Below are 26,228 nucleotides of genomic sequence, written 5' to 3'. Positions count from 1 at the left end.
GGAATCGGCGGCGCTCAGTTATGCTTCAAGCTCGTTGTTCCCGGGGTGTCCCGGGGTGTTACCCCTCTTTCCCGATGCCCTCTTCCTCTTCTTTCCCGCTGGCCCTGGTCCGCCTCATGCGGCCGCACCAGTGGCTGAAAAACGTTTTTGTGTTCGCCGGCCTGGTGTTCAGCCAAAACTGGCAGGACATGGCGCTGGACTGGCGCGTCTTCCACGCCTTTGCCGCGTTCTGCTGCCTCTCCAGCATGGTCTACATCATCAACGACTGGCATGACCGCGCCAGCGACGCCCTGCACCCCAGCAAACGCCACCGGCCCCTGGCCAGCGGCGCGGTGCCGGTGCCCGTGGCGCTGGTGCTGGCCGGCCTGCTGCTGGTGGCCGGCCTGCTGCTGGCGGCCGGCCACCGCAGCCTGCTGGCTTTGCTGGCGGCCTATGTGCTGCTCAACCTGGCGTACTCCTGGCGGCTCAAGCAGGTGCCGGTGGTCGACGTCTCCATCATCGCCTCGGGTTTCATGCTGCGCCTTCTGGCCGGCACCGTGGCCGTCGGTATTCCGCCCTCGCGCTGGCTGCTGCTGACCGGCATTTTTGTGGCCCTGTTCCTCGGTTTTGCCAAGCGCAAGGCCGAAAGCTTCCATGAAGAGGCCAGCCAGCGCGCGGTGATGGCCCACTACCCCTCGGCCCTGCTGGACACCTTCATGGCCGTGACCATGACCGCCACGCTGACCACTTACAGCCTGTTCGCCACCAGTCCCGAGGCGCAGATGCAGCACGGCGAGCGCCTGCTCTACACCGTGCCGGTGGTGATCTTCGGCATGCTGCGCTATACCTACCAGGTGCACCGCGGCCACGGTGAAGACGTGGCGCGCGACATGCTGCGCGACCCCTGGATTCTGGGGGCCGGCGCGTTGTGGCTGGCCATTTTCCTGAGCCGCTGGCTGTGAAGCCCGCGCCCGCTTCACCCGCGCCGGCCGCGGCGGGCCTTCCCTTCAAGCGCCTGCTGCTGGTGCTGGGCGTGGTGGCCACGGCCTACGCGGCCGCGCTGCTGGTCTGGGGCGACAGCCCCAAGGCCTCGCTGGCGCTGCTCTGGTCCTGGACGGGCGCGCAGGCCGCCGGCTTGTGCCTGCTCAATTACCTGCTGCGCGGCCTGCGCTGGCGGCTCTGGATGGCGCATTACGGCCGCCATTTCGGCTGGCTGCAGGGCCTGCGCCTCTACCTGGCGGGCTATGCCTTCACCCCCACACCCGGCAATGTCGGCGAGGCGGCGCGCGGCCTGATGCTGGCGCGCCAGCCCCTGGGCGCCGGGCAAAGCCTGGCCATCTTCGGCGCTGAACGTCTGGCCGACCTGCTGTGCCTGCTGCTGCTGTGCCTGCCGGCCGCCGGCTGGGTGTTGCGGCATCCGGCGGTACAGGCCGCGTCCACGCTGCTGGCTGGCCTGCTGGCGGTGGCTGCGCTGGTGTTGCTGGCGGTGCTGGGCCTGCTCTTCAAACACCGCGCCCGGCTGTTTGCGCGCCTGCCCTGGCTGCAGGAGGCCTGGCACTGCCTGGCGCTGCGTCCCTGGCGCTGGCTGGGGCTGACCCTGGCGGCCTGGGCGGCGCAGGGCGTCGCGGTCTGGCTGGTCTGCCGCGGCATGGGTGTGGGGCTTGATGTGCTGACGGCCACGGGCTTTTACGCCGTCGCCATGGTAGCCGGTGCCCTGTCCGCGCTGCCCGCCGGCCTGGGCGGCACCGAGGCCGTGCTCACGGGCCTGCTGGTGGCGCAGGGCGCCACGCCCGCGGCGGCGCTGGCTGTCACCGTGCTGGCGCGGCTGCTGACGCTGTGGCTGGCCGTGGCCCTGGGCGTGCTGGCCTTGCTTTATAGTGCGGCCATCCGCAAGGAAATCAGCTTGCGCTAGCCTGCTCCCGCCTTGCCCGCGGCCGCTTTGCCGCCGGCGCCGCTCCCCTTTTTGAGCCTTCATGTCCCAGAACCACGATTCCGCCGCCTCCGCCGCTTCCGCCGCCTTTCCCGTCACGCTGAGCCGCTGGCTGCTGGCCGCCGGCCTGCTCTCGCTGCTGCTGCGGGTCTGGATTTCCGTGAGCTTCCCGGTCACCGGCGACGAGGCCTTTTTCTACTGGTGGGGCGTGTACCCCGACTGGGGTTATTCGGACCACCCACCCATGGTGGGCTGGCTGATCGCGCTGATGCGCGCCACCTTGGGCGACAGCCTCTGGTCCATACGCCTGCCCATCGTGCTGCTGCCGCTGGCGCTGGGCGCGGCGCTGTGGTGGGCGCTGAAGGGCGCGGACCGGGTGCGCGCCGCCTGGGCCGTGCTGTTTTTCTGGCTGGCGCCGCTGAACTGGCTCAACACCCTGATCACCACCGACACGCCGCTGATCTTCTGGTCGGTGCTGTCGGTCGCCGCGCTGATGCGCGCCGAGCGCCGCGCGCAGATGGACCGCGCCGCCTGGGGTTTGTACGCGCTGTCCGGTGTGTTCCTGGGCTGCGCCTTTTTGTCCAAGTATTTTTCGGTGGTGCTGGGCCTCAGCTACCTCGTGTACTTCGTGCTGTATCGCCGCGAGCGCCTGGCCGGTTTGGCCCTGCTGGTGCTGTGCGCCTTGCCCGGCCCGGCGATCAACATCGCCTACAACATGTCGCACGGCTGGTCCAACATCATGTTCAATGTGTACAACCGCAATGAAGATGCGAATTTCGAGTGGCGCAAGCCGCTGACCTATATCGGCATGATGGCCTACCTGGTCACGCCGGCCGCGCTGTGGATGGCGGTGCGCTACCGCCAGTCGCTGCTGGCCGCGGCGCGCTCGCAGCGCCTGCTGGCCTGCCTGGTGGTGGTGCCGCTGCTGTTTTTCGCGCTGCTGTCGGCCAAGAAAATCATCGGCCTGCATTGGGTGCTGTCGTTTTACCCCTTCGGTTTTGCCTTCCTGGCCTTTGCCCTGCCGGAGGGCAAACTCAGGGCCTGCGCCAAGGGGCTGGCCGTGTTCGCCGGCCTGCATGTGCTGGTGGTGGCGGGGCTGTATATGACCACGCTGGACACCTGGCGCTCAACACCGCCTTTGTCCAAGCTCTATCCCCAGATCGTTCGCAGCTACAAGACCGCCGAAATGCTCCAGCAGGTCACGGCGCCCGGCGTGGCGCTGATGGGCGAGGCCTACACGCCGGCCTCGATATTCGGTTTTGAGCGCCGGCAGTACATGCCGGTCTTCGGCGTCGGCAAGTTCCATGCGCGCCAGGATGACATGCTGGTCGATTTTTCGCTGTACCAGGGCAAGACGATACGCATCATCCTCGCCGACAAGCCGCGCCTGGAGGAGTTCGCGCCTTACTTCGCCTCGGTGCGCGTGCTCAGCTTCGAGCAAAACGGCGTGCCGTTTTACGCCCTCGAAGGCACGGGCTTTAACTACCAGGCTTATCGCGAAGGGGTGCTGGGCACGGTCTTCAAGCGCTACTTCAATATTCCCAAATGGCTGCCCATGACGGGCTGCCCTTTCTGCGAACGCTATTGCGGCCAGGTGCGATGCCCGAGCTAAGCGCCCAGGATGCCGGCCCGGTTGTCGCGGCCTTTGATTTCGACGGCACGCTGACCCGGCGCGACACCTTCACGGTTTTCCTCGCGCGCGGCCTGGGCTGGCCGCGTTTTGTGTGGGCCCTGCTGCGCTGCTCGCCCTGGCTGGCCGGCTATGCGCTGCGCATCGTGCCCAACCACGTCGCCAAAGGCAAGCTCATGCGGGCCACGCTGGCCGGCCGCAGCCTTGCCGAGATGGATGAGTGGACCGCGCAATGGCTGGCAAAAGATTTCCCCGGCCAGCTGCGGGAGGACGCGATGGCACAGCTGGCCCGGCACCGCGAGGCTGGCCACTGCTGCGTGATGGTCAGCGCCTCGCCCGACATCTACCTCAAGCAGGTGGCGCGGCAGCTGGGCTTTGACGCGCTGCTCTGCACTGAAATGGAAACGGCGGGCGAGGGCGAGGCCCGCCGCCTCACGGGCCGCATGCGCACGCCCAATTGCCATGGCGAGCAGAAGGTTGTCAGGCTACGGGAGTGGGCGGCCGGGCGCTTTGGCGCGGCCGGGCTCCATGGGGTGGTGCTTTATGCCTATGGGGATACGTCCGGCGACAAACCGATGCTGCGGTTGGCGCGGCATGCGTGGTACCGGGGGGAGCCCTGGTCGCAGTGAGCGGCTCCTGCTCCGGCGGGAGTCCCCTTTGCTGAGTTCGGCTGGCCGGGGGGGGCCTGGCCAGCAGTCCTCAGCAAAAATCACAGCCCCAAAACAAGCAAGGCCTAGCCCTTCGGCTTATAAGCCACCACATCAATCTCAACCTTCGCATCCACCATCAGGCGAGCCTCGGTAGTAGAGCGAGCCGGCTTGCCGCCCGTGAAGTAGCTCATATAAACCCGGTTAAAGCTGCCAAAGTCGCGCGCGTCCTGTAGCCAGACCGTGGTCTTGCAGACGTCGTCCAGCGTGCAGCCGGCCAGGGCCAGGGCAGCCTGGAGGTTTTTCATGACCTGGCGGGTCTGCACCTCGATGCCGCCCTGCACGATCTCGCCTTTTTCGTCGCCCGGCACCTGGCCCGAGATATAGACGAAGTCACCGGCGCGCACCGCGGGCGAAAACGGGCGGGGCTGGTGGTCGGAGGCCAGAGGGGGATTTCCTAAATATTCCAGAGGCATGAAAAACTCCTTTTTAAGTGCCGTTTAATCATAAAGATGAAAAATATTTTCAGAATTTCGCCTTTTATTCGGGTTTATCCTGAAAAATACCATTTATAGACCAATTAATCTTCAAGCGTGAAATTTAACTTCAATCAGGAGTTCTTTATGACCCGTGGAATCCGCATGCACCGCCGCACCGCCTTGTCCTCCCTGCTGGCCCTGGGTGCGGCCGGCGCCGGTTTCGGCCCGGCCGCCGCGCAGGGCGGCAAATCGGCCTTGAACCTGGCCATGGTGGCCGAGCCGCCGACGCTGGACATCCAGTCCACGCCGGCAGACCTGGTCTGCATCATCATGCAGCACGTTTACGAGCCGCTGTTCACCTTCGATGCCAAGGCGACGCTGGTGCCCATGCTGGCCGAGGCCATGCCGAAAATCTCTGCCGATGGCAAGCTCTACACCATCACCCTGCGAAAAGGCGTGATGCTGCACAGCGGCCGTGAACTCAATGCCGACGACGTGGTGGCCAGCCTCAAGCGCTGGATGGACGTTTCGCCGCGCGGCAAGTCGGTGGCGGTGCAAGTGGCCGACCTGGCGGCCAAGGGGCCGCTCACGGTCGACATCACGCTGAAGAACGCCTACGCGCCGCTGCTTTCGCAACTGGCCATGGCCTCGGGCATGGCGGCCATCATGGCCAAGGAGTCGCTGGCCCAGCCGCTGCGCGAGTACGTGGGCACCGGCCCCTACAAATTCAAGGAACGCAAGCCCGACCAGTACGTGCTGCTCACCCGCTTTGACGGTTACGCCGCGCGCAAGGAAGCTGCCAGTGGCTATGGCGGCAAGCGGGTGGCCGCGGTGGAAGAGCTGCGCTTCGTGCCGGTCCCCAATGCCAACACGCGGGTGGAAGGCGCGCTGGCCGGCCAGTTTCACTATGCCGACCTGCTGCCTATCGAGGCCCTGCCGCGGCTGGAAAAGGCCGGCGGCAAGGTGGTGCCCATCATGACGCCCTCCTTTGGCTTTCCTTACCTGGTGTTCAACACCAAGGAAGGCTCGCTGGCGCATCAACCGGTGCGCAAGGCGTTGCAGACCGCGCTGGGCGAAGGCGAAATGCTGGCGGCAGGCTTCGGCGACACCCGCTTTTTCATCGCCGAAGGCAACCACTTTCCCAAGGGCACGCCTTTTTATTCGACAGCCGGCACCGCCGCTTACAACGAGCGCGACGCAAAGAAGGCCAAGAGCCAGGCCGAGCAGGCCGGCTACAAGGGCGAGCCGGTGCGCATCCTGACCAGCCGCCAGTACGACTTTCACTACAACATGGCGCTCATCATGGCCGAGCAGCTCAAGCGCGCCGGCTTCAAGGCCGAGCTGAACGTGGTGGAGTGGGCCACGCTACTGCAGCGCCGCGCCGACCCCAAGCTGTGGGATATCTACATCACGCATTCCGGCCTGTTCCCCGAGCCCATGCTCTCGCCCCCGCAACTGGGCGACGGTGCGCCGGGCTGGTGGAACTCGCCTGCCAAGCAGGAGGCGCTGGCCGCGCTGAACCAGGAGCCGAACCCGGCCAAGCGCGGGGCGCTATGGGGCAAGGTGCAGCAGGTGGTCTACGACGAGGTGCCCTACATCCAGGTCGGCAAATTCGCCAGCCTGTCGGCGCGCGCCCCGGCGCTGCAGGGTTACACGCCCTATACCTATCCGTTCTTCTGGAACACCAGCCTGAAGAGTTGAGCCCCCACGCTCCCCCACTGCGAGCCTGCGGCGCGCTGCCCCTTTCCTCGCTATGGGGGCCGCCCGCCTGCGGCCCGGCAAAGCCGGTTCCGCGGCTTGAGCTGGCTTTTATTCCGGCTCGTTTCGTCGAACGTGGCGACGTAGTTGCGTAGTGATCCGGACTCGAGGCAGATTCCCTTTTATGGTTAAAAGATTCAACCCACTGAATAGAAAAAAGTCATGACACGGTATCTCTTGTCCCGGCTGGGTGGCATGCTGGTGGTCATGGCCATCGTGGCAGTGCTGGTGTTCATCCTCACGCGCGCCGCCCCGGGCGACCCGATCGCCGTGCTGCTGGGCGACCAGGCCACGGCCGAAGACATCGCCCGGGTGCAGAAGGTCTACGGCCTGGACAAATCCCTGCCGGTGCAGTTCGCCTTGTGGATTCGTGAACTGGCGCACGGCAACCTGGGCGAATCGATCTTTCTGCAGCGGCCCGTGACCCAGGCGCTCTGGGAACGGGCTGAGCCCACCGCCTTGCTGTCGCTGATGGCGGTCGCGATCGCCGCCTTGATCGGTGTGCCCTGCGGCATCGTCTCGGCGGTGTTTCGCGGCAAGCCGGTCGACCAGGCCTTTACCGGCTTCGCGATGCTGGGCGCCAGCGTGCCCAGCTTCTGGTTCGGCCTGGTGCTGATGCAGATATTCGCTGTCTCCCTGGGCTGGTTCCCGGTCTCGGGCTACGGCGAGCCGGGCGCCTCGCTGGCCGAGCGCATCCATTGCCTGGTGCTGCCTGCCGCGGTGCTGGGTGTGCTCAATTCGGCGTTGATCATTCGCTTTACCCGCGCCTCCATGCTGGACGTGCTGGGCGAGGACTATGTGCGCACCGCGCGGGCCAAGGGTTTGTCTGAAAACGTGGTGGTGCTCAAGCATGCGCTGCGCAACGCGCTGGTGCCCATCGTCACCGTCCTTGGCTTGACGGTGGCGCTGATGATAGGCGGCGCGGTGGTGACGGAGACCGTGTTCGGTTTGCCCGGCGTGGGCAACCTCGTGGTGAGCGCGGTGATACGGCGCGACTACCCGGTGATCCAGGGCGCGCTGCTGGTGGTGGCCGCGATCTACGTGGTCATCAATTTCGCCATCGACCTGCTCTACACCGTCGTTGATCCTCGGGTGAAGCTATGACTCACTCCCGAAGCGCCTTCGGCGCCTGCCCCTCGAGGGGGCAGCACCGGCGGCCCGGCAAAGCCGGTTCCCTGGTGCCCACTGGAAAAGGCCCGCTCTGATGAAGTTCCCTCTTATTCTTCGCAAGCTGTTCCGTCGGCGCATCGTGCTGGCGGCGGCCATCGCGCTGGCGATAGTCGTCCTGGTGTCGCTCTTTGCCGGTCCGCTGAGCGGCCTGGACCCGAACGAGACCGCTGTGAGCCAGCGGCTGTCCCAACCCTCGTCCTCCCATTTGTTCGGCACCGACGAACTGGGCCGCGACCTTTTCGCCCGCATTGCCTTCGGCGGCCGCTATTCGCTGACCATCGCATTGCTGACCGCGCTGGGCTCGGTGGTGAGCGGCACGCTGTTCGGCCTGGTCGCGGGATTCTTTCGCAGGCTCGATGCGCCGGTGATGCGTGTGGTCGACGCGATGATGTCCTTTCCCGACATACTGCTGGCGATCGCGCTGGTCGGCATCCTGGGGCCGTCCATGCTGAACGTGGTGCTGGCCCTGGTGCTGGTTTACACGCCGCGCGTGGCGCGCGTGGTGCGCGCCTCCACCCTCGTGGTGCGCGAGCTGCTGTTTGTGGAGGCCGCGCGCGCCGTGGGCGTCTCCACCGCGCGCATCCTGTGGCGCCACATCCTGCCCAATCTGATGTCGCCCATCCTGGTGCAGACCTCCTTTATCTTTGCTTACGCCATCCTGGCCGAGGCCGCGCTGTCCTTCCTGGGCGTGGGCGTGCCGCCTGAAATTCCGACCTGGGGCACCATGGTGGCCGGCAGCCAGCAGTACGCCCACCAGGCGCTGTGGATTGTGCTGTTCCCGGGGCTGGCGATCATCCTCACTGCGCTTTCGCTGCAGTTGTTGGGCGACGGCATTCGCGACCTGCTGGATCCACGCTTGAGGAAATCGATGTGAAGGAAATCGACGTGAACCGATTGGAAGTCCGCCATCTCAGCACCTTCTTCGATACCGACGAAGGCCTGATCCGCTCGGTGGCCGACGTGAGCTTCAGCATTCGCCCCGGCAAAACCACCGCGCTGGTCGGCGAGTCCGGCTCCGGCAAGTCGGTGACCAGCCTCACCCTGATGCGCCTCCTGTCGCGCACCGCCTCCACCCAGGTCAGCGGCGAGGCGATGTTTACCAACCGCGCCGGCCAGACGCTGGACCTGCTGTCCCTGCCCGAGGCCGAGATGCGGCGCATACGCGGCAATGAGATCGCGATGATCTTCCAGGAGCCCATGACCAGCCTGAACCCGGTCTTCACCGTGGGCGAGCAGATCGCTGAATCGGTGCGCCTGCACATGGGGCTGGACCGCAAGGCCGCGTTGGCCCATGCGCTGCGCATGCTGGAGCTGGTCGAGATCCCGGCCGCCGCGCAGCGCCTGCACGAATACCCGCACCAGCTCTCGGGCGGCATGCGCCAGCGCGTGATGATCGCGTTGGCCATGGCCTGCAACCCGACGCTGCTGATCGCCGACGAGCCCACCACCGCGCTGGACGTGACGATCCAGGCGCAGATCCTGGAACTCATGCGCCGGCTGCAGGCCGAGACCGGCATGAGCATTCTCTTCATCACCCACAACCTCGGCGTGGTGGCCCACCATGCCGACGACGTGGCCGTGATGTATGCGGGCCGCATTGTGGAAGCCGCGCCGGTGCGCGAACTCTTTGCCCAGCCGCGCCACCCCTACACGCAAGGCCTGCTGGCCTGCCTGCCCGCGCAACAGCGCAAGCGCGAACTGGCCAGCGGCCAGGCCGGCGCCAAACGCCGGCTCTACGCCATACGCGGCCAGGTCTCCAGCCCGCTGGCGCCGCCGCCGGGCTGCGCCTTTGAGCCGCGCTGCGACCTGGCGATCCCGTCCTGCCGCGACGCCATGCCGGCGCTGCTGGCGGCAGGGCCGACCCGCAGCGCGCGTTGCATACGCGTGGAAGAAACAGCTGTTGCCACGGTGGAGACGGTATGAGCGCCCCTTTGATTGAGGTCAAGAACCTCCAGCGTTATTTCGGCGCGGCCGCCAAACCGGTGCGCGCGGTCGACGACGTCTCCTTCAGCATCCAGCCCGGCGAGACGCTGGGCCTGGTCGGCGAATCCGGCTCGGGCAAAAGCACCATAGGCCGCACACTGCTGCGCCTGATCGAGGCCACCTCGGGCCAGGTGCTGTACCGCGGTGAGGACCTGGGCTCGGCATCGAGCGGCCGCATGCGCGCGCTGCGCAGCAAGCTGCAGATGATTTTCCAGGACCCTTATGCCAGCCTGAACCCCAAGATGCGGGTCAGGGACATCCTGGGCGAAGCCCTGCAGGTGCACGGCCTGGCCAAGGGCAAAGAGGCGCGTGACAAACGCATCGCCGAGCTGCTGGAGCTGGTCGGGCTGCGCGGCGAACATGCCAGCCGCTACCCGCACGAGTTCTCCGGCGGCCAGCGCCAGCGCATAGGCGTGGCGCGGGCGCTCGCGGTCGAGCCTGAATTCATCGTGGCCGACGAGCCGCTGTCGGCGCTCGACGTGTCCATCCAGGCGCAGGTGGTCAACCTGCTGTGCGACCTGCGCGACCGGCTCTCGCTGACCATGCTGTTCATCTCGCACGACCTCGACGTGGTCGAGTACCTGTGCGACCGCGTCGTGGTGCTGTATCTCGGCCGCGTGATGGAAGTCGCGCCCACGGCCGAGCTGTTCGCGCAGCCGCTGCATCCTTATACGCAAGCCTTGCTGGCGGCTTCGCCCAAGCCCGACCCCGAACACAAAAGCGAGCGCATCGCGCTCAAGGGCGACATCCCCAGCCCCGTCAACCCGCCCTCGGGCTGCGTGTTCCGCACGCGCTGCCCGCATGTGGTGGACGCCTGCTCCACGGCGCGCCCCGAACTGCGCGACATGGGCAATGGCCGCTTCAAGGCCTGCATACGCGACGATATCGCCGGCGCCGTGCCGGTCGCGTTCGTGCCCGCTGCTACATTGGCCGCTGCCTGACCACCCAAAAAAACTCATGACCACATTGCAAGACCTTCTCGACCCGCAACTTGACCGTTCCTTCAAGGGCTTTCCGCACAACAGCGGGCCGGTGCGCCGCTCCGAGATGGGCAAACAGGGCTGGAACGTGCTCAAGGGCGACCTGCCGCTGCCGCTGGCCGTCGTCAAGCAGTCGGCGATGAAACACAACCTCGGCTGGATGCAGCGCTTTGCCAAAGGCCAGGGGGTGGACATGGCGCCGCACGGCAAGACCACCATGTCGCCGCAATTGCTCAAGCGCCAGCTCGACGAAGGCGCCTGGGGCCTGACCTTTGCCACCGTCACGCAGATGCGCGCCGGCATCACGGCCGGCGCCAAACGCCTGATCATCGCCAACCAGGTCGTGAACGCCATGGACCTGGCCGGCATCCAGGGCATGCTGCGCGAATACCCGGGCCTGCGCATCGTCTTCCTGGTCGATTCATTGGCCCAGCTCGCGCTGATCGAAGTCTGGGCGCGCGCCAACGACGCCGCCATGGTTGCGCCTTTCGAGGTGCTGCTGGAGATCGGCGTCATGGGCGCACGCACCGGCGTGCGCAGCGAAGCCGATGCCATGGCTCTGGCCGCCGCCCTGCGCACCAGCCTGGCCTGCCGCCTGGTCGGCATAGAGACCTATGAAGGGCAGGGCGCCACCGGCGATTCGGAGGCCGACAAGGCCTATGCCGATGCGCTCATGCGGCGCACCTGCGACATTGCCCTGGCCTGCGACCAGCAGGGGCTGTTTGACGGCGACGAAATCCTGATGACGGCCGGCGGCTCGGCCATCTTCGACCTGGTCAGCGGCTGGCTCACGCCCAAACTCTCGCGGCCGGTGCGCGGCCTGCTGCGTTCGGGCTGCTACATCACGCACGACCACGGCAACTACAAACGCCTGGTCAGTTCGGTCAATGCGCGACTGCATGACAGCGACGGGCTGAAACCGGCCATCGAGGTGTGGGCCACGGTGCAATCCTGCCCCGAACCGGGCCTGGCCATCCTGGCCGTGGGCCGGCGTGACCTGTCCTATGACCTGGAAATGCCGATACCGCTGTCCTCGATAAGCGCACCTGGCGCCGCGCCCGTGGCCGCGCCCGCGGACTGGAAGGTCACGGCGCTCAATGACCAGCATGCCTACCTGCGCGGCAGCGGCCCCGAACTGGCTGCGCTCAAGGTCGGCGACCTGGTCGCGCTGGGCATCTCCCATCCTTGCACCACCTTCGACAAATGGCGCTGGATGCCGGTTGTCGATGAAAATTACACGGTCTGCGATGCCCTCGTCACGTGTTTTTAAGCCGTTTGATCTCCCTGGTGTAATGGTCTGTACAGCTTTCCGTGCACCGCAACCAAAGTCCTCATGACCTCACAAGTTCTTGCCAAAATCGCCGACGCCATCGCCAGCGCACCCACGTCCAGGCGCAGCGTGCTGGAGTTGATCCTGCAGGACCCCCAGCGCGTGCTGGATGAAAGTTTTGAGCAGCTGGCGCAGCGCGCGGGCAGCTCGGTGCCCACCATCATGCGCACCTGCCGCGACCTGGGTTACCCGGGCTTGCGCGAGTTCAAGCTGGCGCTGGCGCAGGAAATGGCCGTGGGCGGCTCGCCGCTGAACCGGCGCGTGCGCATCGACGACGATACCCGCCAGGTGATCACCAAGGTGACGCGCGGCGCCGCCATCGTGATCAACAGCGTGCAGGCCCAGCTCAGCGTGGAGGCGACGCAGGCGGCGGCCGACGCCATCGTCGCCGGCGCCCGGGTCGATTGCTACGGTGTCGGCGTGACCTCCAACTTCATGGCCTCGGACTTGCAGGCGCGCTTGTTCCGCATGGGCCTGGCTGCCAGCAGCTACCTGGACCCGCACCTGCAATTGATCTCGGCCGCCACCATCGGCCCGCGCGGCGTGGTGATGGCCATCACCCACGTCGGCGGCATGCCCTCGCTGCTGGAGGCCGTGGACGTGGCGCGCTCGCAGGGCGCCACCGTCATCGCGCTGACGCAGCCCGGCTCACAGCTGGCGGCCTTGGCCGACATCGTGCTGGGTGTGGAAGTGGCACCCGACCCGGTGATGCCGGTGGGTCCCGAAGCCTACCTGGCGCACCTGACGGTGATCGAAATTCTCACCGTGCTCGTGGCGCAGCGGCTGGGCGACAAGGCGGTGAACCGGCTGGCAAACATCCAGCGCACGCTGGAGACGCGCGGTGTGGACATGCACCACCATCCCCGGCTCGACTGGGACGAAGATGCCAAGCTCACGACAGGAAAAGTGCGATGACCCGCGCCACCCTGCTTGAAAACGGCCTGCTGGTGGACGGCTCCGGCGCGCCAGGCCAACCCGGCGATCTGCTGCTGGTGGATGACCGCATCGCGGCCGTCGGCCCGGGCCTGCGCCACCACCTGCCGCAAGGCCTGGCCATCGCCGACGTCCAGGTGCACGATTGCACCGGCCTTGCCATCACGCCCGGCTTCATCGACGTCCACACCCACGACGACGCCATCGTGCTGAACGCACCCGGAATGTTTCCCAAGCTGTCGCAGGGCATCACCACGGTGGTCACCGGCAACTGCGGCCTGTCGGTTGCGCCCTTCGTGGTGGAAGAACCGCAGGGCGCCCTCACCCTGCTGGGCAATTCGTTCAAGTACCCTTCGGTGGATGCCTATGCAGGCGCGGTGGCCGAGGCGCAGCCGGCCGTCAACGTGGCGCCGCTGATCGGCCACACCACGTTGCGCTATGCGTGCATGAAGGACCTCAGCAGGCCGGCCACGGCCGAAGAAGTGGCCGCCATGTGCGCTCTGCTGGAGCAGTGCATGGCCCAGGGCGCGATCGGCATGTCCTCGGGCCTGTTCTACGCCGAAGCCATGCCGGCGCCGGCGGCCGAGGTGACCGCGCTGGCGCGTGTCGTCGCGCGGTACGGCGGCATCTACGCCACCCACATGCGCTCGGAGATGGCCGAGATCCTGGAAGCCATGCACGAGGCCAGTGACTGCGCTTTCGAGGCCGGCGTGCCGCTGGTGATCTCGCACCACAAATGCGCCGGCCCGGACAACTGGGGCCGCACGCGCGAGACGCTGCCCTTGATCGATACGCTGGCCAGGCGCCAGGACATCGCGATGGATGTCTATCCCTATGTGGCCGGCTCGACGGTGCTGCGCGAAGACCTGGTTGACGGCGTCATCGACGTCCTCTTGAGCTGGTCCACCCCGCATCCCGAAATGATGGGCCGCACGCTGGCCTCGATTGCCGAGGAATGGGGCGTGGACCAGAAAACCGCCTGCCGCCGCCTGCAGCCGGGCGGCGCCTGTTATTTCCAGATGCACGAGGACGACGTCAAGCGCGTCATCGCGCATCCGCTCTCCATGATCGGGTCGGATGGGTTGCCGCATGACAAGCATCCGCACCCACGCCTCTGGGGCGCTTTTCCCCGCGTGCTGGCCCGCTACTGGCGCGAGCAAAACCTCTTCCCGCTGGAAACCGCGATCTACAAAATGACCGGCCTGTCGGCGCGCAACTTCCGCCTGCACCAGCGCGGCCAGCTGCAGCCCGGCTGGCACGCCGACGTCGTGGTGCTGGACCCGGCCCGCGTGCGCGACGTGGCGACCTACCAGGATCCGATCGCGGTGTCGGAAGGCATCGAGAAGGTGTTTGTGAACGGCGAGCTGGCCTATGTGGCCGGTGATGCCGATGCAGCGCATGCCGGGGTGCAGGCGAGGGCAGGGCGTTTGTTAAAGCGCGGCGCGGCCTGAGCCCAAAGCTGCTGAGGGGCTCCCAACCCAGCAGGGGCCGCGGAACCGGCTTTGCCGGGCCGCAGGCGCAGCGGCCCCCTCACGTGATGAAAGGGGCAGGGAGAAGCCGAAGGCTACACGCAGTGAGCGACCGTGGGGGCTAATCAAGACTATCCACCGTGTCCGGATCGGGCACGTCACCTATGGCCTCGCGCGTGAGCGCAGCCTGGCTTTTGAGCCAGTCGCAAAAAGCCACGACCTCGGGCCTGGCCACATTGCGCGGGCCGACGATCAGCCAGTAACTCATGGGCGACTCCATGCGTGTCTGCGGCAGCGGCTCGACCAGGTCGCCCGAGGCCAGGCTTTCGGCGATCAGCGGCAGGCGCGCCAGCACCACGCCCTGGCCGGTCAGCGTGGCCTGCACCATCTGGTAGGCGTAATTGAAGTACAGCCAGCGCTTGGCCTCCAGCTTGGGGCTGGCGTGCTCGTCCAGCCAGCGCCGCCAGGTCAGCCATTCCAGGTGGGTCTGGTGGGCGTCGCCCGCCTCGATCAGCGTGAACTGCGCGAGGTCGTCGGGTTTTTTCAGGCGCGGCCCGCTTTTGAGCAGCCAGGGGCTGATCACCGGCGTGATCTGCTCGCCGAAAAGCCGTATCGCGCCCGGCGGCATGTGGCTGGCCGGGGCGTAGCGCAAGGCCAGGTCCAGATCCGAAATGTCCAGGTCCACCGCGACGTCAGACGCATCAATCCGGATGTCGATGTCGGGGTTGTCGCGCTGGAAGCCCTCCAGCCGCGGGATCAGCCACATCGAGGCGAAGGAGGCAAACGTGGTCAGCGACACGCTCTTGCGCCCTGCTGTCTGGCGTATCTGCCGCACCGCGTTGTCTATGCGCTCCAGCGAGGGCGTGACGGCCCGCAGCAGGATGCCGCCGGCGGCGGTCAGTTCCACGGCCCGGGTGTGGCGGTGGAAAAGGCTCACACCCACGTCTTCTTCCAGGCCCTGGATCTGCCGGCTCACGGCCGACTGGGTCAGGGCCAGTTCCTCCGAGGCGGCGCGGAAGTTGAGATGCCGCGCCACGGCCTCGAAAGCCCGGAGCTGGCCTGCGGAAATCGGCCGGGAACGCAAGTGTGTTTGTGAATGCAGCATGACAGTTCGGGGGTATTAGGGCAATTTCGGCCTGATTGATTGATGCGATTATGGAATGAATAGCTTACCGCGATTTCATTGGACCGCGCAAGCCGGCGGCGAGATGATTCAACCCTCATCACTCACTTTGTGCCTTTTTTGGAGAACACCATGGAACACTCAGCTTCTCACGCAGGCGACCGCTTTTTGCAACAGGCTACCGATGCCACCACCGGCCAGGTTGACGGGTTGGCGGGCTTCTGGAAGCTGGGTGCGGGACGGGCCCTGACCTTGCACGCCGCCCAGGCCGGTGTGTTGCGAATTGCGCATGGCCGGGTCTGGGCCACCTTTGATTCCGCCAGCCTGGACGCCGAGGTGCGCGCCGGCGACCATTTCCTGAGCCGGGGCGAAAGCCTGACGCTCCAGGCCGGTGAGTCGCTGGTGATCGAGTCCTTCAGCGCGGGCCATGCCGCATCGGCCTACTTCAGCTGGGAGCCTGTTGCGGCCTGCGCCGCCGTCAGGCAGCCCGCCGCCGAGCCGGCCGGCTGGCGCGCCGGCGTGCTGCAGCCGCTGAGCGACTTACGCGCCGCCTTCGGCCTGGCCGCCGGCGCCCTGGGCCGCCTGGCCCGCGGCCTGGTGCTGGGTGCGGCAGCGGCGTTTGAAGCCCTGCTGACCCCGCTGGCCATGGTTTTTTTGACCGCCCGCGCCCGCCCCATGGCGGCCGGCCACGACTTTGACACTTTCAAGGACGACCAGCGCCGGCACCCGCACCGCTACAACGTGCTGGCCATGTCCAACCTCGTCTAGTCATACCGTTCTAGTCAGTGGCTCCTTCCGCAAGGGAGCTTTGAACCCGCGGCCGCAAGGCTGCGGGTTTTTTTATGCGCGGCTTTTTTTGGCTGGCACCGCCTTGGCTTGGGTTTTGGCCTTGGCGGGGGCTTTTGTTTTGGCTTTCGGCTCCTTGGCCGGCTTGGCCGCGCGCGCCCTGAGCGCGCAGTTCAGTGCCAGGCGCGCCCAGGGCAGCATCAAGGACGGCGATTCCATGGCCTCTTCGGGCGCACTGTAGTAGCCCAGGCTGTGTGGGGAGCGCACGCCGTTGCGGGTCATCTCGTAGGTGAAGCGGCCGCAGCCCTGGGCCTCGAACAGGCCGCGCGTGGCCTCATCGGCCTTGAGCCACAAGGTCTCGCCACCGCCCAGGTCGGCCACCAGCGCGAAAGTCAGGCCGCCGGTGCTGATGCCGAAACCGCCGAACATGCGTTTGGCCGTGCAGGGCCCCACGCCCGACAAGAGCTCGCAGCAGTACATTGCAAAATCATTTTTGGGTGAGGCCATGGCGCAACGATAACAAAGCGCGGGCGCTTCCATCAACAGCGGTTTTGCCTCGGCTGTCACTCATGGGCGCGCCAAGCGCTCGCGGGCCGCGATAATTTATGCATGACCGCCGCATCCCAGACCCGCCCCCTTCCCGCTTCCGTCACGCCCCATGGCGGCTTGCCCGTGCGCGTGGTGGTGATGGGTGTGGCGGGCTGTGGCAAGTCGGCGGTCGGGCGCCTGGTGGCCCAGCAGCTCTCACTGCCGCTGATCGAGGGCGACGACTTCCACCCGCCCGGCAACATCGCCAAGATGCAGCAAGGCATCGCCCTGACCGACGAAGACCGTGCCGATTGGCTGCGGCAGCTGGGCGCCGAACTGGCGCGACACCCTGAGGGCGTGGTGCTGACCTGCTCGGCCCTGAAAACCGGCTACCGCGACAGCCTGCGCGCCGCGGCTGCGGGCTTGCGCTTTGTGCACCTGGCGATCAGCCAGGCCGAGTCGCTGCGCCGCGTGTCCGTGCGTCCCGGCCACTTCTACCCGCCCAGCCTGGTGGCCAGCCAGTTCGAGGCCTTGCAGGATCCTTCGGCCGAGCCCGGCGTGCTGACGCTGGCCGGTGATGCGCCGCTGGAATCACTGGCGCGCAGCGCGGCGGACTGGTTGTCCGGCGCCAGTTCCTGAGTCAGGGCGTGCGCGCCTTCATGGCCTCAATCACCAGGTCGTGCAGGGCCTGCGCGGCCGCCGACAGGCTGCCCTCCTGCCGCCGCACCAGGTAGATTTTGCGCGTCAGGCCGCTGGCGGCCAGGGGCCGGGTCACCAGGCTTTTTCGCTCAAAGTGAAACAGCGTCAGCGCCGGCACCACGCTGATGCCCAGCCCGGCCTCGACCATGCCCGCGGCCGTGGCCAACTGGTCGACTTCGAGCACGGTATTGGCCTGCTGCGGATGCAGTGCCGCCTCCAGCGCCTGGCGCACGCTGCTGTTGCGCGACATGTGGATAAAAGGGTAGGGCGCCAGTTTTTTCAGCGTGGGCGAGGCCTCGGCTGCCAGCGGGTGGTCCTTGCGGCACACCAGGTAAAAGCGGTCGGTGCAGACCAGCCGCGTGCTCAGGCCCGCATGGCTGACGCCGGTCGAGGCCAGCGCGAAGTCGGCCTTGCCGCTCCTCACCAGGTCCACGCAGGCATCCGACAGCAGGTCGCTGAGGTTGAGCTCTATGCCGGGCCAGGCCTTCCTGAATTCGGCGAACACCGCGGGCAGCCAGCCCGCCGCCAGCGAGGGCAGGGCGGCGATGTGCACCCGGCCCTTGCGGCGCTCCACATGGTCGTTCAGGTCGACCAGGGCCGCGCCGAAATCCTCGACCAGCCGGCGTGCCGAGGTAGCGAAGAGCCGGCCCTCGGCCGTCAGTTCCACGCTGCGCGTGTCGCGGTCAAACAGCCGCGTGTTGAGTTCGCCCTCCAGCGTGCGTATCAGCGCGCTGAAGGCCGGCTGCGAAAGATGGCAGGTGGCCGCGGCCTGCGTGAAGCTGCGCTGCTCGGCCAGGGCCAGGAAGGCGCGCAGTTGCCGCAGCGAGAGGTTGGGTTGGGCCATTTATCTGTAGTTCAAATTAATAGATCAGTATTTTAAATTTTACAAATAAGTACCCAAGGCCTAGATTCAGGGCTTGCACGCCACGCCCATGACTTCATCCCCTCCTTCCCCTTTGTTGATAGGCTGCGCCGCCGGCTTCTCCGGCGACCGCGTCGATGCCGCCGGGCCGGTGGTGGACACGCTGATCGCGCGCGGCGGGCCGGCCTTCCTGATTTTTGAGACCCTGGCCGAACGCACGCTGGCACTCGCGCAGCTGCGCCGCCGCGCCGACCCCGATGCCGGCTTCGAGCCGCTGCTGGACGACATGCTGCGCCCCGTGCTGGCGCGCTGCCTGGCGCACAAGATCCGCATCGTGAGCAATTTCGGCGCCGCCAACCCGCTGGCGGCCGCGCGCCACATCCAGGCCATGGCCGCCGGCATGGGCCTGCCCGCGCCGCGCATCGCCGTGGTGGCGGGCGACGACCTGTCGGGCGCGCAGCATGAGCCGCTGCTGCGCGCGCAGCTGGGCGCGGCCATGGACGGCATACGCAAGGTGAGCGCCAACGCCTACATAGGCGCTGAAGCCATCGCCGCCGCACTGGACGCCGGCGCGCAGATCGTGGTGGCCGGGCGCGTGGCCGACCCGTCATTGACGGTGGGGCCGGCCATATCGCATTTCGGCTGGCGCGCCGACGACTGGGACCGGCTGGCGCGCGCCACCATGGCGGGCCATTTGCTCGAGTGCGGCGCACAGGTCTGCGGCGGCTATTTCGCCGACCCCGGCTACAAGGAGGTGCCGGACCTGTACGCCGTGGGCTACCCCATCGCCGAAATCGACAGCGAGGGCCACTGCGTCATCGGCAAGGCGGCGCGCACCGGCGGTGTGGTGAGCCTGGCCGGCGTCAAGGAGCAGCTGCTGTATGAGGTGCACGATCCGGCCGCGTATCTCACGCCCGACGTAGTGGCCGATATCAGCGCCGCGCGGCTCAGCCCGGCCGGGCGCGACCGCGTGGCCCTGAGCGGCGTGCGCGGCCACGCGCGGCCGGCCAGCCTCAAGGTCAATGTCTGCCATGAAGGCGGCTGGCTGGCCGAGGGTGAAATCTCTTATGCCGGCCCGCGCGCCGAGGCGCGCGCCCGCCTGGCCGCCGAGGTGCTGCGCCGGCGCCTGCCGGAACTCGCGCTGCGTGTGGACCTGATAGGCGCGCTCAGCATCATGGGCGACGACGCGGGCCGTTTGCTGGCGGATACCCCTGCGGGTGATGCGCGCGATGTGCGCCTGCGCGTGGCCGCCACCCATGCCGAACGCGCGCAGGCCGAGCGCCTGCCGCGTGAAGTGACGGCGCTGTACTGCTGCGGCCCGGCCGGCGGCGGCGGCGTGCGCACTTCGCTGACGCCCAGGCTCAATACCTTGTCCTGCCTGGTACCGCGCGAGGCGGTGCCGCTGCGCTTTGAGATGCTGGAGGACGTGCGATGAGCGCCAGTATCACAGTACCTTTGTACCGCGCCGCCCACGGCCGCACCGGTGACAAGGGCAACCGATCCAACATCAGCGTGATCGCCTGGCACCCCGATCTTTACCCCGTGCTGCTGGCGCAAGTGACCGAGGCCGTGGTGGCCCGGCACTTTGCCCACAGGCGGCCGGCCCGCGTGCAGCGTTTTGAGCTGCCGGGGCTGGCGGCGCTCAATTTTGTGCTCGACGAGGTGCTGGACGGCGGCGTCAACGACGCGCTGAACCTGGACACCCACGGCAAGGCCCTGTCCTTCTGGCTGCTGGATTTGCCCATAGAGATTCCCGCCGCGCTGGCGCCCTTGCTGGCGGGTCCGCCCTGAGGCTTGCGACGGACGGCGACCGACTTTTAATTCAAAAAAGGAGACAAACATGACCCCCTCAACACCCCGTTTCACCAGCCCGCGCCTGCGCCCCCTGGTGCTCGCCGCCGCCGCGCTCTGCGCGCTGGCGCCCGCTCTGGCGCCGGCCCAGGGCTTTCCCGACAAACCCATCACCTTTATCGTGCCCTTTGCCGCCGGCAGCGCCACCGACCAGCTGGCGCGCGCCATAGGCCAGGCCGTGACCAACGACAGCAAGGCCAGCGTGGTGGTGGACAACAAGCCCGGCGCCAACAGTTTTATAGGCGCGCAGGCGGCGGCCAAGGCCAAGCCCGACGGCTACACCGTCTTCATCACCACCAACACCACGCAGTCGGCCAATGAGCATTTGTTCAAGAAGCTGCCCTATGACCCGGTCAAGGATTTCGCGCCGCTCACGGCCCTGGGGCGCGGCGGCCAGATCATGGTTGTCAACCCGGCGCTGCCGGTGAACAGCGTCGCCGACTTCATCAAGCTGGCCAAATCCAAACCGGGCAAGCTGTCCTTCGGCAGCGGCAGTTCCTCCAGCCGCGTCGCGGGCGAGCAGTTCAAGCAGATGACGGGCACCTACATCCTGAACATTCCCTACAAAAGCAACCCGCCGGCCGTGACCGACCTGCTGGGCGGGCAGATCGACATGATGATCACCGACATGGCCACCGGCTTGCCGCAGGTCAAGGCCGGCAAGCTCAAGGCCCTGGGCGTGTCCACGCGGCAACGCTCGCCGCTGGCGCCGGATGTGCCCACCATCGCCGAGGCCGGCGTGAAGGGTTATGAGATGACCTACTGGTTTGCCGCCTATGCGCCCGCCGGCACGCCGGCCGATGTGGTGGCCAAACTCGCCGACATGCTCGCGCGCGCCGCGCGCAGCCCCTCGGCCGCGCCTTTCTACCAGTCCAGCGGCACCGAGATCTTCACCAGCAACCCGGAGGGGCTGCGCAAGTTCCAGGCGGACGAGACCCTCAAGTGGGGAAAAATCATCAAGGCGGCGGGCATAGAGCCCGAATAAGGGCAGGGGAGCCGCGGGGTTTCGGGATTCAACTATTCGTAATGCATTACGTTTAAGTAAAATTCCCGGGCAAAGCCGGCGGCGGCTGCTCCGCCCTGCGCCGCGCCCCACCCAGGAAACCCCATGTCCAAAGCCTTCGCCTCGCAGTCCGACCTGACGGACAAGACCATCACCTTCGAGCAGCTCAGCGCGCATTGCTGGGCCTATACCGCCGAGGGCGACCCCAATTCAGGGGTCATCATCGGCGACAAATTCATCATGGTCAGCGACGCCACGGCCACTCCGGCGATGGCGCAGGACTTGATCAAGCGCATACGCACTGTCAGCGACAAGCCCATCAAATACGTGCTGCTCACGCACTACCACGCGGTGCGCGTGCTGGGCGCCAGCGCCTACGCGGCCGAAGGCGCGACTGAGATCATCGCGAGCCAGGGCACGTACGAGCTGATCGTCGAGCGCGGCGCGCAGGACATGCAAAGCGAGATGGAGCGCTTCCCGCGCCTCTTTCGCAATGCCGAAAGCGTGCCCGGCCTGACCTGGCCGACCCTGGTGATAGACGGCGGCAATCCGGTGAAGGGCGAAAAGCCCGGCAAGCTGGTGCTGGACCTGGGCGGCGTGAAGGTGCAAGTCTGGCACCCCGGCCCCGGCCACACGCGCGGCGACACGATTGCCTGGATTGAAGAGGAAAAAGTGCTGTTCTCAGGCGACCTGGTCGAATACGAGGCCGGTGTCTACACCGGCGACGCCCAGCTCGAGGAATGGCCCGCCACGCTGGAAGCGCTGCGCGCGCTCAAGGCCGAGGCCATAGTCCCCGGCCGCGGCGAGGCCATGAAAGGTGCGGCCAACGTCAACAAGGCGCTGGACTACACCAAACGCTGGGTCGAAACCCTGTACCAGGCCGGCAAGGAAGCGGCCGCCGCCGGCATGGACCTGAAAGCCGCCATGGCCCACACGCGCAAAAGCATGGACCCGGTCTTCGGCCATGTGTTTATCTACGAGCACTGCCTGCCCTTTGACGTGAGCCGCGCGTTTGACGAAGCCAGCGGCATCAAGAATCCGCGCATCTGGACGGCGGAGCGCGACCAGGAAATGTGGAGTGCGCTCCAGGGTTAGCGCCGTACTCAGGTATCCAGGTCCAGCCCGGACAGCAGCCCGGCAAAAGCATCGAGCGCGGCCTGGCCGTCCATGCTTTCCATGCGTTCCAGCACGTCGTCATCCTCGACCAGGCAATAACCCAGGCTGAAGCGCTTGAAGCGCCGGGCGGCCAGTTCGCCATGGTGCAGGACCTGCAGGTTGGTATGGCGGCTGTCCTGGCGTATGCGCTCCAGCAGTGCCAGCACCTGTTTCTGCCCGCCCTCCAGCTGCTGGCAAAAACGCATGCCGTCAAAGATCAGCAGGCCGGTGATGGCACGCTCGGCGTTGGCCTGCCGGGCCTTGGCGGCGATATCTCCCACAACGCTGAGCGGCGCTTCAGGGGCCAGCGTGCTGACATAAAGGATTTCATACAGAGAGGTGCTTGTGAGTGTCATCGCGGCACAATGTAGCGGCACGCCTTGCACCGCACAATGTCAAAAGACACAGGGATATACGCCTAAGATAAGTCTTCCATGAGTATCCCAACGCCAACTTCAGCGATCTGCCCGCCGCACTGCAGTGCCTGCGGCTTGCGGCGTACCGGGGCCTTCATGCCGGTGAACGCCGAAGAACTGACGTTCATTGAAACCTTCCGCACCGGCACCACGGCGGTGAAGGCCGGCGGCACCATTCTTTATGAGCAAAAGCCCAACGGCAAATTGTTCACGCTGTACTCGGGATGGGCCTTTCGCTACAAAACCCTGAGCGACGGCCGGCGGCAAATCCTCAATTTTTTGCTGCCGGGCGACTTCATCGGCCTGCAGCAGAAATTCGCCGACGGTCCCATGCACGGCATAGAGGCCGTGACGGACACCAGCCTCTGCGTGTTTCCGCGCGAAAGGCTGTGGGAGCTGTTCCGCAATTTCCCCAACCTGGGTTATGACATCACCTGGCTGGCGGCGCGCGAGGAAGGCATGGTGGACGACCACCTGCTGACCGCCGGGCGGCGTAACGCCACCGAGCGCGTGGCCATGCTGCTCATGCATTTGTTCCGACGGCTGGAACGCGTGGGCATGGCCGATGGCGGCATGGTGGAGTTCCCCATCAACCAGCAGCATATCGCCGATGCGCTGGGGCTGTCGCTGGTGCACACCAACAAAACCCTGCGGCGCCTGCGCCAGCTGGGCCTGCACGAAATCCAGGACGGCAAGCTGCGGCTGCTCAATACCCGGGCGCTGGAGCGTATTGCGGATTACTACGACACGCCGCCGCCGCAAGTCCCTTTGCTCTGATTCAGCACTGTAGGCTGCCGCTGACAGCCGGGCGGCGTGTTGGCCTACAAACACCCCCGACGCCGGGTTTTAAGGTGTTGCTCTTGCCCGCGATATGCCATTTCGATGGACCGTTCTTTCATGCGAAGGAAACCGCGGCGACGCGTCATCCAGGAGCCTCCCATGAACCACGCACAAGCACCGGGCGCACGGCTGCAGCAGCAGCCGCAGCGCTTCATGGACCGCCAGCAACAGCAAAGCAGCGGCTCACGCGAGTTCCAGCCGCACCGATCGCAGCCCTTCGATGTGCCGTCCAGCCAGATGGGCGGTGGCGAGCGCCAATACCAGGGCAAGCCCGGCCAGGCCGGCTCCAAGTCCTAGCGGGCGGCGGCTCAGGACTTTTGCGCGTTCAGCGTCCTGAAGTCCTGCTCGTAGCGGTGCAGCGTCTCCACCGCCTTGTGGCGCTGCGCCGGCGTGGTGCTGTTGTGCAGCTCGGCGAGCGTGGCGCAGGCGTCCTGCGTGAGCTTCTCCATATAGTCGCGGTAAGCCCCATCGGGCGAGTTCAGGGTGCGCTCGAACAGCCCGCGCACCGCGGCCTGGGTTTTTTCGGGTGTGGCCTGGCCCGCCACCAGCGGGTGCAGTGTGTGCAGGGCGTCCTGCTGGCGCCGGATTTTTTCCGCATAGCTGCGCGGCGCGTCGAAGTGCGAGGCGTCTATGCGCCGCTCGATCACGGCCAGCTGCTTTTTATCGAGCCGCCCGTAAAGCATTTCGGCGCGCTTGACCGCCTCTTTGTAGCGCTTGTCGCGCTGGGCCTTGGGCGAGGCCTCCAGGAAGTCCTCGCGGTACTCCTCATTGCCTTTGGCGAAGCGGCGTTCCAGGTTTTTTAATTGGCCGGCCTGCAGCGAGCCCACCAGGGTCGCCATGGGCGGCTCCGCCTGGCGCGACAGCAGCACCAGCTTGCCGCGCACGTCGGTGTAGATCGCGCAGGCCGCTGCGGCGTCCATGTCCGAGGGCATTTGTTTCTGCAGCTTTTGCAGCGCCTCGATGTAGCCGGGCAGTTGCGTCTGCCGGTGCCATGCCTGCAGTTTTTCCAGGTCGGCCTTGACCTGAAGGCTTTGCGCGTCGGTGAGGTCGAAATGGCGGTCCAGCTGCCAGTAGGCCAGCTCGGGCGCCTGGTTGTAGGCGATTTTCATGAGGCTGCAGCTTTGCAGCAGCCCGGCCAGCGCCAGCACCGCCAGCCCGCCGATAATCCTTGTGCAGTGCCCCGCGCCCGCTCCGGCGGCCCGGGAGCGCGTCTCCACCCCAAGATCCAGAGGAAATTTCATGGCAGCAACCCCAATCGATGTCGTCATCATGGCCGCGGGCAAAGGCACGCGGATGAAGAGCAGCTTACCCAAAGTCCTGCATCGTTTGGGCGGGAAAGCCCTGCTCGCGCATGTCGTCGAATGCGCCGCCTCCGTGTCGGCGCGCCAGGCGGTGGTCATCACCGGCCACGGCGCGGCCGAGGTCGAGGCCGCCTGCGGCCGTTTCAGCCCCTCCGCCGGCGCCCCCGTGGCGCTGCAGTTCGCGCGCCAGGAGCCGCAGCTGGGCACTGGCCACGCGGTGCAGCAGGCCCTGCCCCTGCTGGCCGACGACGGCGTCACGCTGGTGCTGTCGGGCGACGTGCCGCTGACCGAGGCCGCCACCTTGCAGGCCCTGATCGCCCAGTGCGACGGCCAGCGCCTGGCGCTGCTCACGCTCAGCATGGCCGACCCCACCGGTTACGGGCGCATCGTGCGCGCCGGCCCCGAAGCCTCGGCGCAGGTGCGCGCCATCGTCGAGCACAAGGACGCCAGCGCCGCCCAGCGCGAGATCCGCGAAATCTACAGCGGCATCATGGCCGTGCCCACGCGCCTCCTGCGCGCCTGGCTGGCCCGGCTGGACAACAAGAATGCCCAGGGCGAGTACTACCTCACCGACATCGTGAAGTTCGCCGTGGCCGACGGTGTGGCCGTGGTGGCCCACCAGATCACCGATGCGGCCCAGGTGGCCGGCGTCAACAGCCCGGTGCAGTTGGCCGAGCTCGAGCGTGTTTACCAAAGCCGGTTGGCCGTGGCCCTGATGGAGCAGGGCGTACGCCTGGCCGACCCGGCGCGCCTGGACGTGCGCGGCACGCTCAGCTGCGGCCAGGACGTCGAGATCGACGTGAACTGCATCTTTGAAGGCAAGGTCAGCCTGGGCGTGGGCGTGCGCATAGGCGCGAACTGCGTGCTCGCCAACTGCAGCATCGCCGCCGGCGCCGTGATCCACCCCTTCACCCACATCGACGGCGAAAAGCTGGGCGTGCAAGTCGGCGAGGGCGCGCTCATAGGCCCCTTCGCACGCCTGCGCCCCGGCGCGCAGCTGGGCGCGGAAGTCCACATCGGCAATTTTGTCGAGGTCAAGAATTCCACCCTGGCCAAAGGCGCCAAGGCCAACCACCTGGCCTACCTGGGCGACGCCACCGTGGGCGAACGCGTCAACTACGGCGCCGGCAGCATCACCGCGAATTACGATGGCGCCAACAAGCACCGCACGGTGATTGAGGCCGACGTGCACATCGGCAGCAATTGTGTGTTGGTAGCGCCTGTGACCATAGGCGCGGGTGGCACTGTGGGGGGTGGGTCCACCATTACCAAGAGTACGCCGCCGGATTCGCTCAGCGTGGCGCGCGGCAAGCAGGTCAGTTTGCCTAACTGGAAGAGGCCGGCGAAGATCATCAAGGGGTAGGTTGGTTGGCCGG

Annotated in this window: 27 protein-coding genes; 21 read left to right on the top strand and 6 right to left on the bottom strand. The window is 66.6% G+C overall.

The features are described 5' to 3' along the window. The first annotated feature begins 74 nt into the window (after positions 1-74). The 4 genes from AC1DUN_RS02850 to AC1DUN_RS02835 all read left to right on the top strand — a co-directional run bounded on the left by AC1DUN_RS02850 (position 75) and on the right by AC1DUN_RS02835 (position 4,168). Positions 75-941, top strand: coding sequence for a decaprenyl-phosphate phosphoribosyltransferase (locus AC1DUN_RS02850; protein ID WP_477712630.1), 867 nt, complete (start codon positions 75-77; stop codon positions 939-941). Beyond that, positions 938-1,891, top strand: coding sequence for a lysylphosphatidylglycerol synthase transmembrane domain-containing protein (locus AC1DUN_RS02845; protein WP_477712629.1), 954 nt, complete (start codon positions 938-940; stop codon positions 1,889-1,891). The genes AC1DUN_RS02850 and AC1DUN_RS02845 overlap by 4 nt, the downstream gene beginning before the upstream one ends. 61 nt (positions 1,892-1,952) lie before the next feature. Further along, the gene (locus AC1DUN_RS02840) at positions 1,953-3,521 is read left to right on the top strand and encodes an ArnT family glycosyltransferase (protein WP_477712628.1); all 1,569 of its coding nucleotides are present in this window, start codon (positions 1,953-1,955) and stop codon (positions 3,519-3,521) included. After that, positions 3,509-4,168, top strand: a complete 660-nt coding sequence (locus tag AC1DUN_RS02835; protein WP_477712627.1) for an HAD family hydrolase — start codon at positions 3,509-3,511, stop codon at positions 4,166-4,168. Before AC1DUN_RS02840 ends, AC1DUN_RS02835 begins: the two co-directional genes overlap by 13 nt. A gap of 104 nt (positions 4,169-4,272) precedes the next feature. Here AC1DUN_RS02835 and AC1DUN_RS02830 read toward each other — a convergent pair whose 3' ends face one another. Next, on the bottom strand, positions 4,273-4,662 hold the full coding sequence (locus AC1DUN_RS02830; RefSeq protein ID WP_477712626.1) for a RidA family protein: 390 nt from the start codon (positions 4,660-4,662) through the stop codon (positions 4,273-4,275). 147 nt (positions 4,663-4,809) lie between these two features. Here AC1DUN_RS02830 and AC1DUN_RS02825 point away from each other — a divergent pair, with 147 nt between their 5' ends. The 8 genes from AC1DUN_RS02825 to AC1DUN_RS02790 all read left to right on the top strand — a co-directional run bounded on the left by AC1DUN_RS02825 (position 4,810) and on the right by AC1DUN_RS02790 (position 14,270). After that, positions 4,810-6,366, top strand: coding sequence for an ABC transporter substrate-binding protein (locus tag AC1DUN_RS02825; RefSeq protein ID WP_477712625.1), 1,557 nt, complete (start codon positions 4,810-4,812; stop codon positions 6,364-6,366). 219 nt (positions 6,367-6,585) lie between these two features. After that, a complete protein-coding gene (locus AC1DUN_RS02820) occupies positions 6,586-7,527 on the top strand; it encodes an ABC transporter permease (protein WP_477712624.1) in 942 nt (313 codons plus the stop codon). A gap of 100 nt (positions 7,528-7,627) precedes the next feature. Further along, positions 7,628-8,467 (top strand): ABC transporter permease, encoded by an 840-nt coding sequence (locus AC1DUN_RS02815; protein ID WP_477712623.1) that lies wholly within the window; start codon positions 7,628-7,630, stop codon positions 8,465-8,467. Then, a complete protein-coding gene (locus tag AC1DUN_RS02810) occupies positions 8,464-9,516 on the top strand; it encodes an ABC transporter ATP-binding protein (protein ID WP_477712622.1) in 1,053 nt (350 codons plus the stop codon). Before AC1DUN_RS02815 ends, AC1DUN_RS02810 begins: the two co-directional genes overlap by 4 nt. Continuing rightward, the gene (locus AC1DUN_RS02805; RefSeq protein ID WP_477712621.1) at positions 9,513-10,517 is read left to right on the top strand and encodes an ABC transporter ATP-binding protein; all 1,005 of its coding nucleotides are present in this window, start codon (positions 9,513-9,515) and stop codon (positions 10,515-10,517) included. The genes AC1DUN_RS02810 and AC1DUN_RS02805 overlap by 4 nt, the downstream gene beginning before the upstream one ends. A 16-nt stretch (positions 10,518-10,533) precedes the next feature. Further along, positions 10,534-11,826 (top strand): alanine racemase, encoded by a 1,293-nt coding sequence (locus AC1DUN_RS02800; protein ID WP_477712620.1) that lies wholly within the window; start codon positions 10,534-10,536, stop codon positions 11,824-11,826. A 63-nt stretch (positions 11,827-11,889) separates the two neighbouring features. After that, entirely contained in the window at positions 11,890-12,801 is a 912-nt protein-coding gene (locus tag AC1DUN_RS02795; RefSeq protein ID WP_477712619.1) for a MurR/RpiR family transcriptional regulator, read from the top strand. Continuing rightward, positions 12,798-14,270, top strand: a complete 1,473-nt coding sequence (locus tag AC1DUN_RS02790; protein ID WP_477712618.1) for an N-acyl-D-amino-acid deacylase family protein — start codon at positions 12,798-12,800, stop codon at positions 14,268-14,270. Before AC1DUN_RS02795 ends, AC1DUN_RS02790 begins: the two co-directional genes overlap by 4 nt. A 139-nt stretch (positions 14,271-14,409) precedes the next feature. Here the strand turns inward: AC1DUN_RS02790 and AC1DUN_RS02785 are convergent, their stop codons facing one another. Continuing rightward, a complete protein-coding gene (locus AC1DUN_RS02785; protein ID WP_413327802.1) occupies positions 14,410-15,393 on the bottom strand; it encodes a LysR substrate-binding domain-containing protein in 984 nt (327 codons plus the stop codon). 150 nt (positions 15,394-15,543) lie between these two features. Here AC1DUN_RS02785 and AC1DUN_RS02780 point away from each other — a divergent pair, with 150 nt between their 5' ends. Continuing rightward, complete coding sequence (locus tag AC1DUN_RS02780) at positions 15,544-16,179, top strand: DUF2917 domain-containing protein (RefSeq protein ID WP_477712617.1); 636 nt, start codon at positions 15,544-15,546, stop codon at positions 16,177-16,179. Positions 16,180-16,251: 72 nt separating this feature from the next. Here the strand turns inward: AC1DUN_RS02780 and AC1DUN_RS02775 are convergent, their stop codons facing one another. Then, complete coding sequence (locus AC1DUN_RS02775) at positions 16,252-16,704, bottom strand: TfoX/Sxy family protein (RefSeq protein WP_477712616.1); 453 nt, start codon at positions 16,702-16,704, stop codon at positions 16,252-16,254. A 102-nt stretch (positions 16,705-16,806) separates the two neighbouring features. On the opposite strand from AC1DUN_RS02775, the gene AC1DUN_RS02770 reads away from it, so the two are divergent. Further along, a complete protein-coding gene (locus tag AC1DUN_RS02770) occupies positions 16,807-17,364 on the top strand; it encodes a gluconokinase (protein WP_477712615.1) in 558 nt (185 codons plus the stop codon). A 1-nt stretch (position 17,365) separates the two neighbouring features. Here the strand turns inward: AC1DUN_RS02770 and AC1DUN_RS02765 are convergent, their stop codons facing one another. Beyond that, complete coding sequence (locus tag AC1DUN_RS02765; protein ID WP_477712614.1) at positions 17,366-18,268, bottom strand: LysR family transcriptional regulator; 903 nt, start codon at positions 18,266-18,268, stop codon at positions 17,366-17,368. Between the two features lie 88 nt (positions 18,269-18,356). On the opposite strand from AC1DUN_RS02765, the gene AC1DUN_RS02760 reads away from it, so the two are divergent. The 4 genes from AC1DUN_RS02760 (at position 18,357) to AC1DUN_RS02745 (ending at position 22,235) form a co-directional block, all read left to right on the top strand. Continuing rightward, entirely contained in the window at positions 18,357-19,721 is a 1,365-nt protein-coding gene (locus tag AC1DUN_RS02760) for an acyclic terpene utilization AtuA family protein (RefSeq protein ID WP_477712613.1), read from the top strand. Next, complete coding sequence (locus tag AC1DUN_RS02755; protein ID WP_477712612.1) at positions 19,718-20,077, top strand: AtuA-related protein; 360 nt, start codon at positions 19,718-19,720, stop codon at positions 20,075-20,077. Before AC1DUN_RS02760 ends, AC1DUN_RS02755 begins: the two co-directional genes overlap by 4 nt. Positions 20,078-20,126: 49 nt before the next feature. Further along, entirely contained in the window at positions 20,127-21,122 is a 996-nt protein-coding gene (locus tag AC1DUN_RS02750) for a Bug family tripartite tricarboxylate transporter substrate binding protein (RefSeq protein WP_477712611.1), read from the top strand. Between the two features lie 123 nt (positions 21,123-21,245). Continuing rightward, positions 21,246-22,235: an MBL fold metallo-hydrolase gene (locus AC1DUN_RS02745; RefSeq protein WP_477712610.1), complete on the top strand. Its 990-nt coding sequence runs from the start codon at positions 21,246-21,248 to the stop codon at positions 22,233-22,235. A gap of 8 nt (positions 22,236-22,243) precedes the next feature. Here AC1DUN_RS02745 and AC1DUN_RS02740 read toward each other — a convergent pair whose 3' ends face one another. Next, positions 22,244-22,651 carry a BLUF domain-containing protein gene (locus tag AC1DUN_RS02740; protein ID WP_477712609.1) on the bottom strand — a complete coding sequence of 136 codons (408 nt, stop codon included), beginning with the start codon at positions 22,649-22,651 and terminating at the stop codon, positions 22,244-22,246. A 78-nt stretch (positions 22,652-22,729) separates the two neighbouring features. Between AC1DUN_RS02740 and AC1DUN_RS02735 the strand changes: the two genes are divergently transcribed. Both AC1DUN_RS02735 and AC1DUN_RS02730 read left to right on the top strand, forming a co-directional pair. After that, on the top strand, positions 22,730-23,488 hold the full coding sequence (locus tag AC1DUN_RS02735; protein WP_477712608.1) for a Crp/Fnr family transcriptional regulator: 759 nt from the start codon (positions 22,730-22,732) through the stop codon (positions 23,486-23,488). Between the two features lie 162 nt (positions 23,489-23,650). Next, positions 23,651-23,848 carry a hypothetical protein gene (locus tag AC1DUN_RS02730; RefSeq protein WP_477712607.1) on the top strand — a complete coding sequence of 66 codons (198 nt, stop codon included), beginning with the start codon at positions 23,651-23,653 and terminating at the stop codon, positions 23,846-23,848. Between the two features lie 11 nt (positions 23,849-23,859). On the opposite strand, the gene AC1DUN_RS02725 is transcribed toward AC1DUN_RS02730, so the two are convergent. Beyond that, complete coding sequence (locus AC1DUN_RS02725) at positions 23,860-24,792, bottom strand: DUF6279 family lipoprotein (RefSeq protein WP_477712606.1); 933 nt, start codon at positions 24,790-24,792, stop codon at positions 23,860-23,862. On the opposite strand from AC1DUN_RS02725, the gene glmU reads away from it, so the two are divergent. Continuing rightward, positions 24,791-26,215, top strand: coding sequence for a bifunctional UDP-N-acetylglucosamine diphosphorylase/glucosamine-1-phosphate N-acetyltransferase GlmU (gene glmU / locus AC1DUN_RS02720; RefSeq protein ID WP_477712605.1), 1,425 nt, complete (start codon positions 24,791-24,793; stop codon positions 26,213-26,215). The two genes, AC1DUN_RS02725 and glmU, sit on opposite strands and share 2 nt — an antisense overlap. Positions 26,216-26,228 lie beyond the last annotated feature (13 nt).

It is taken from the genome of Polaromonas sp. P4_F6 (assembly GCF_056401275.1).
Note: the sequence above shows the minus strand (reverse complement) of the source record. Positions and strands in the feature narration are given on the sequence as shown.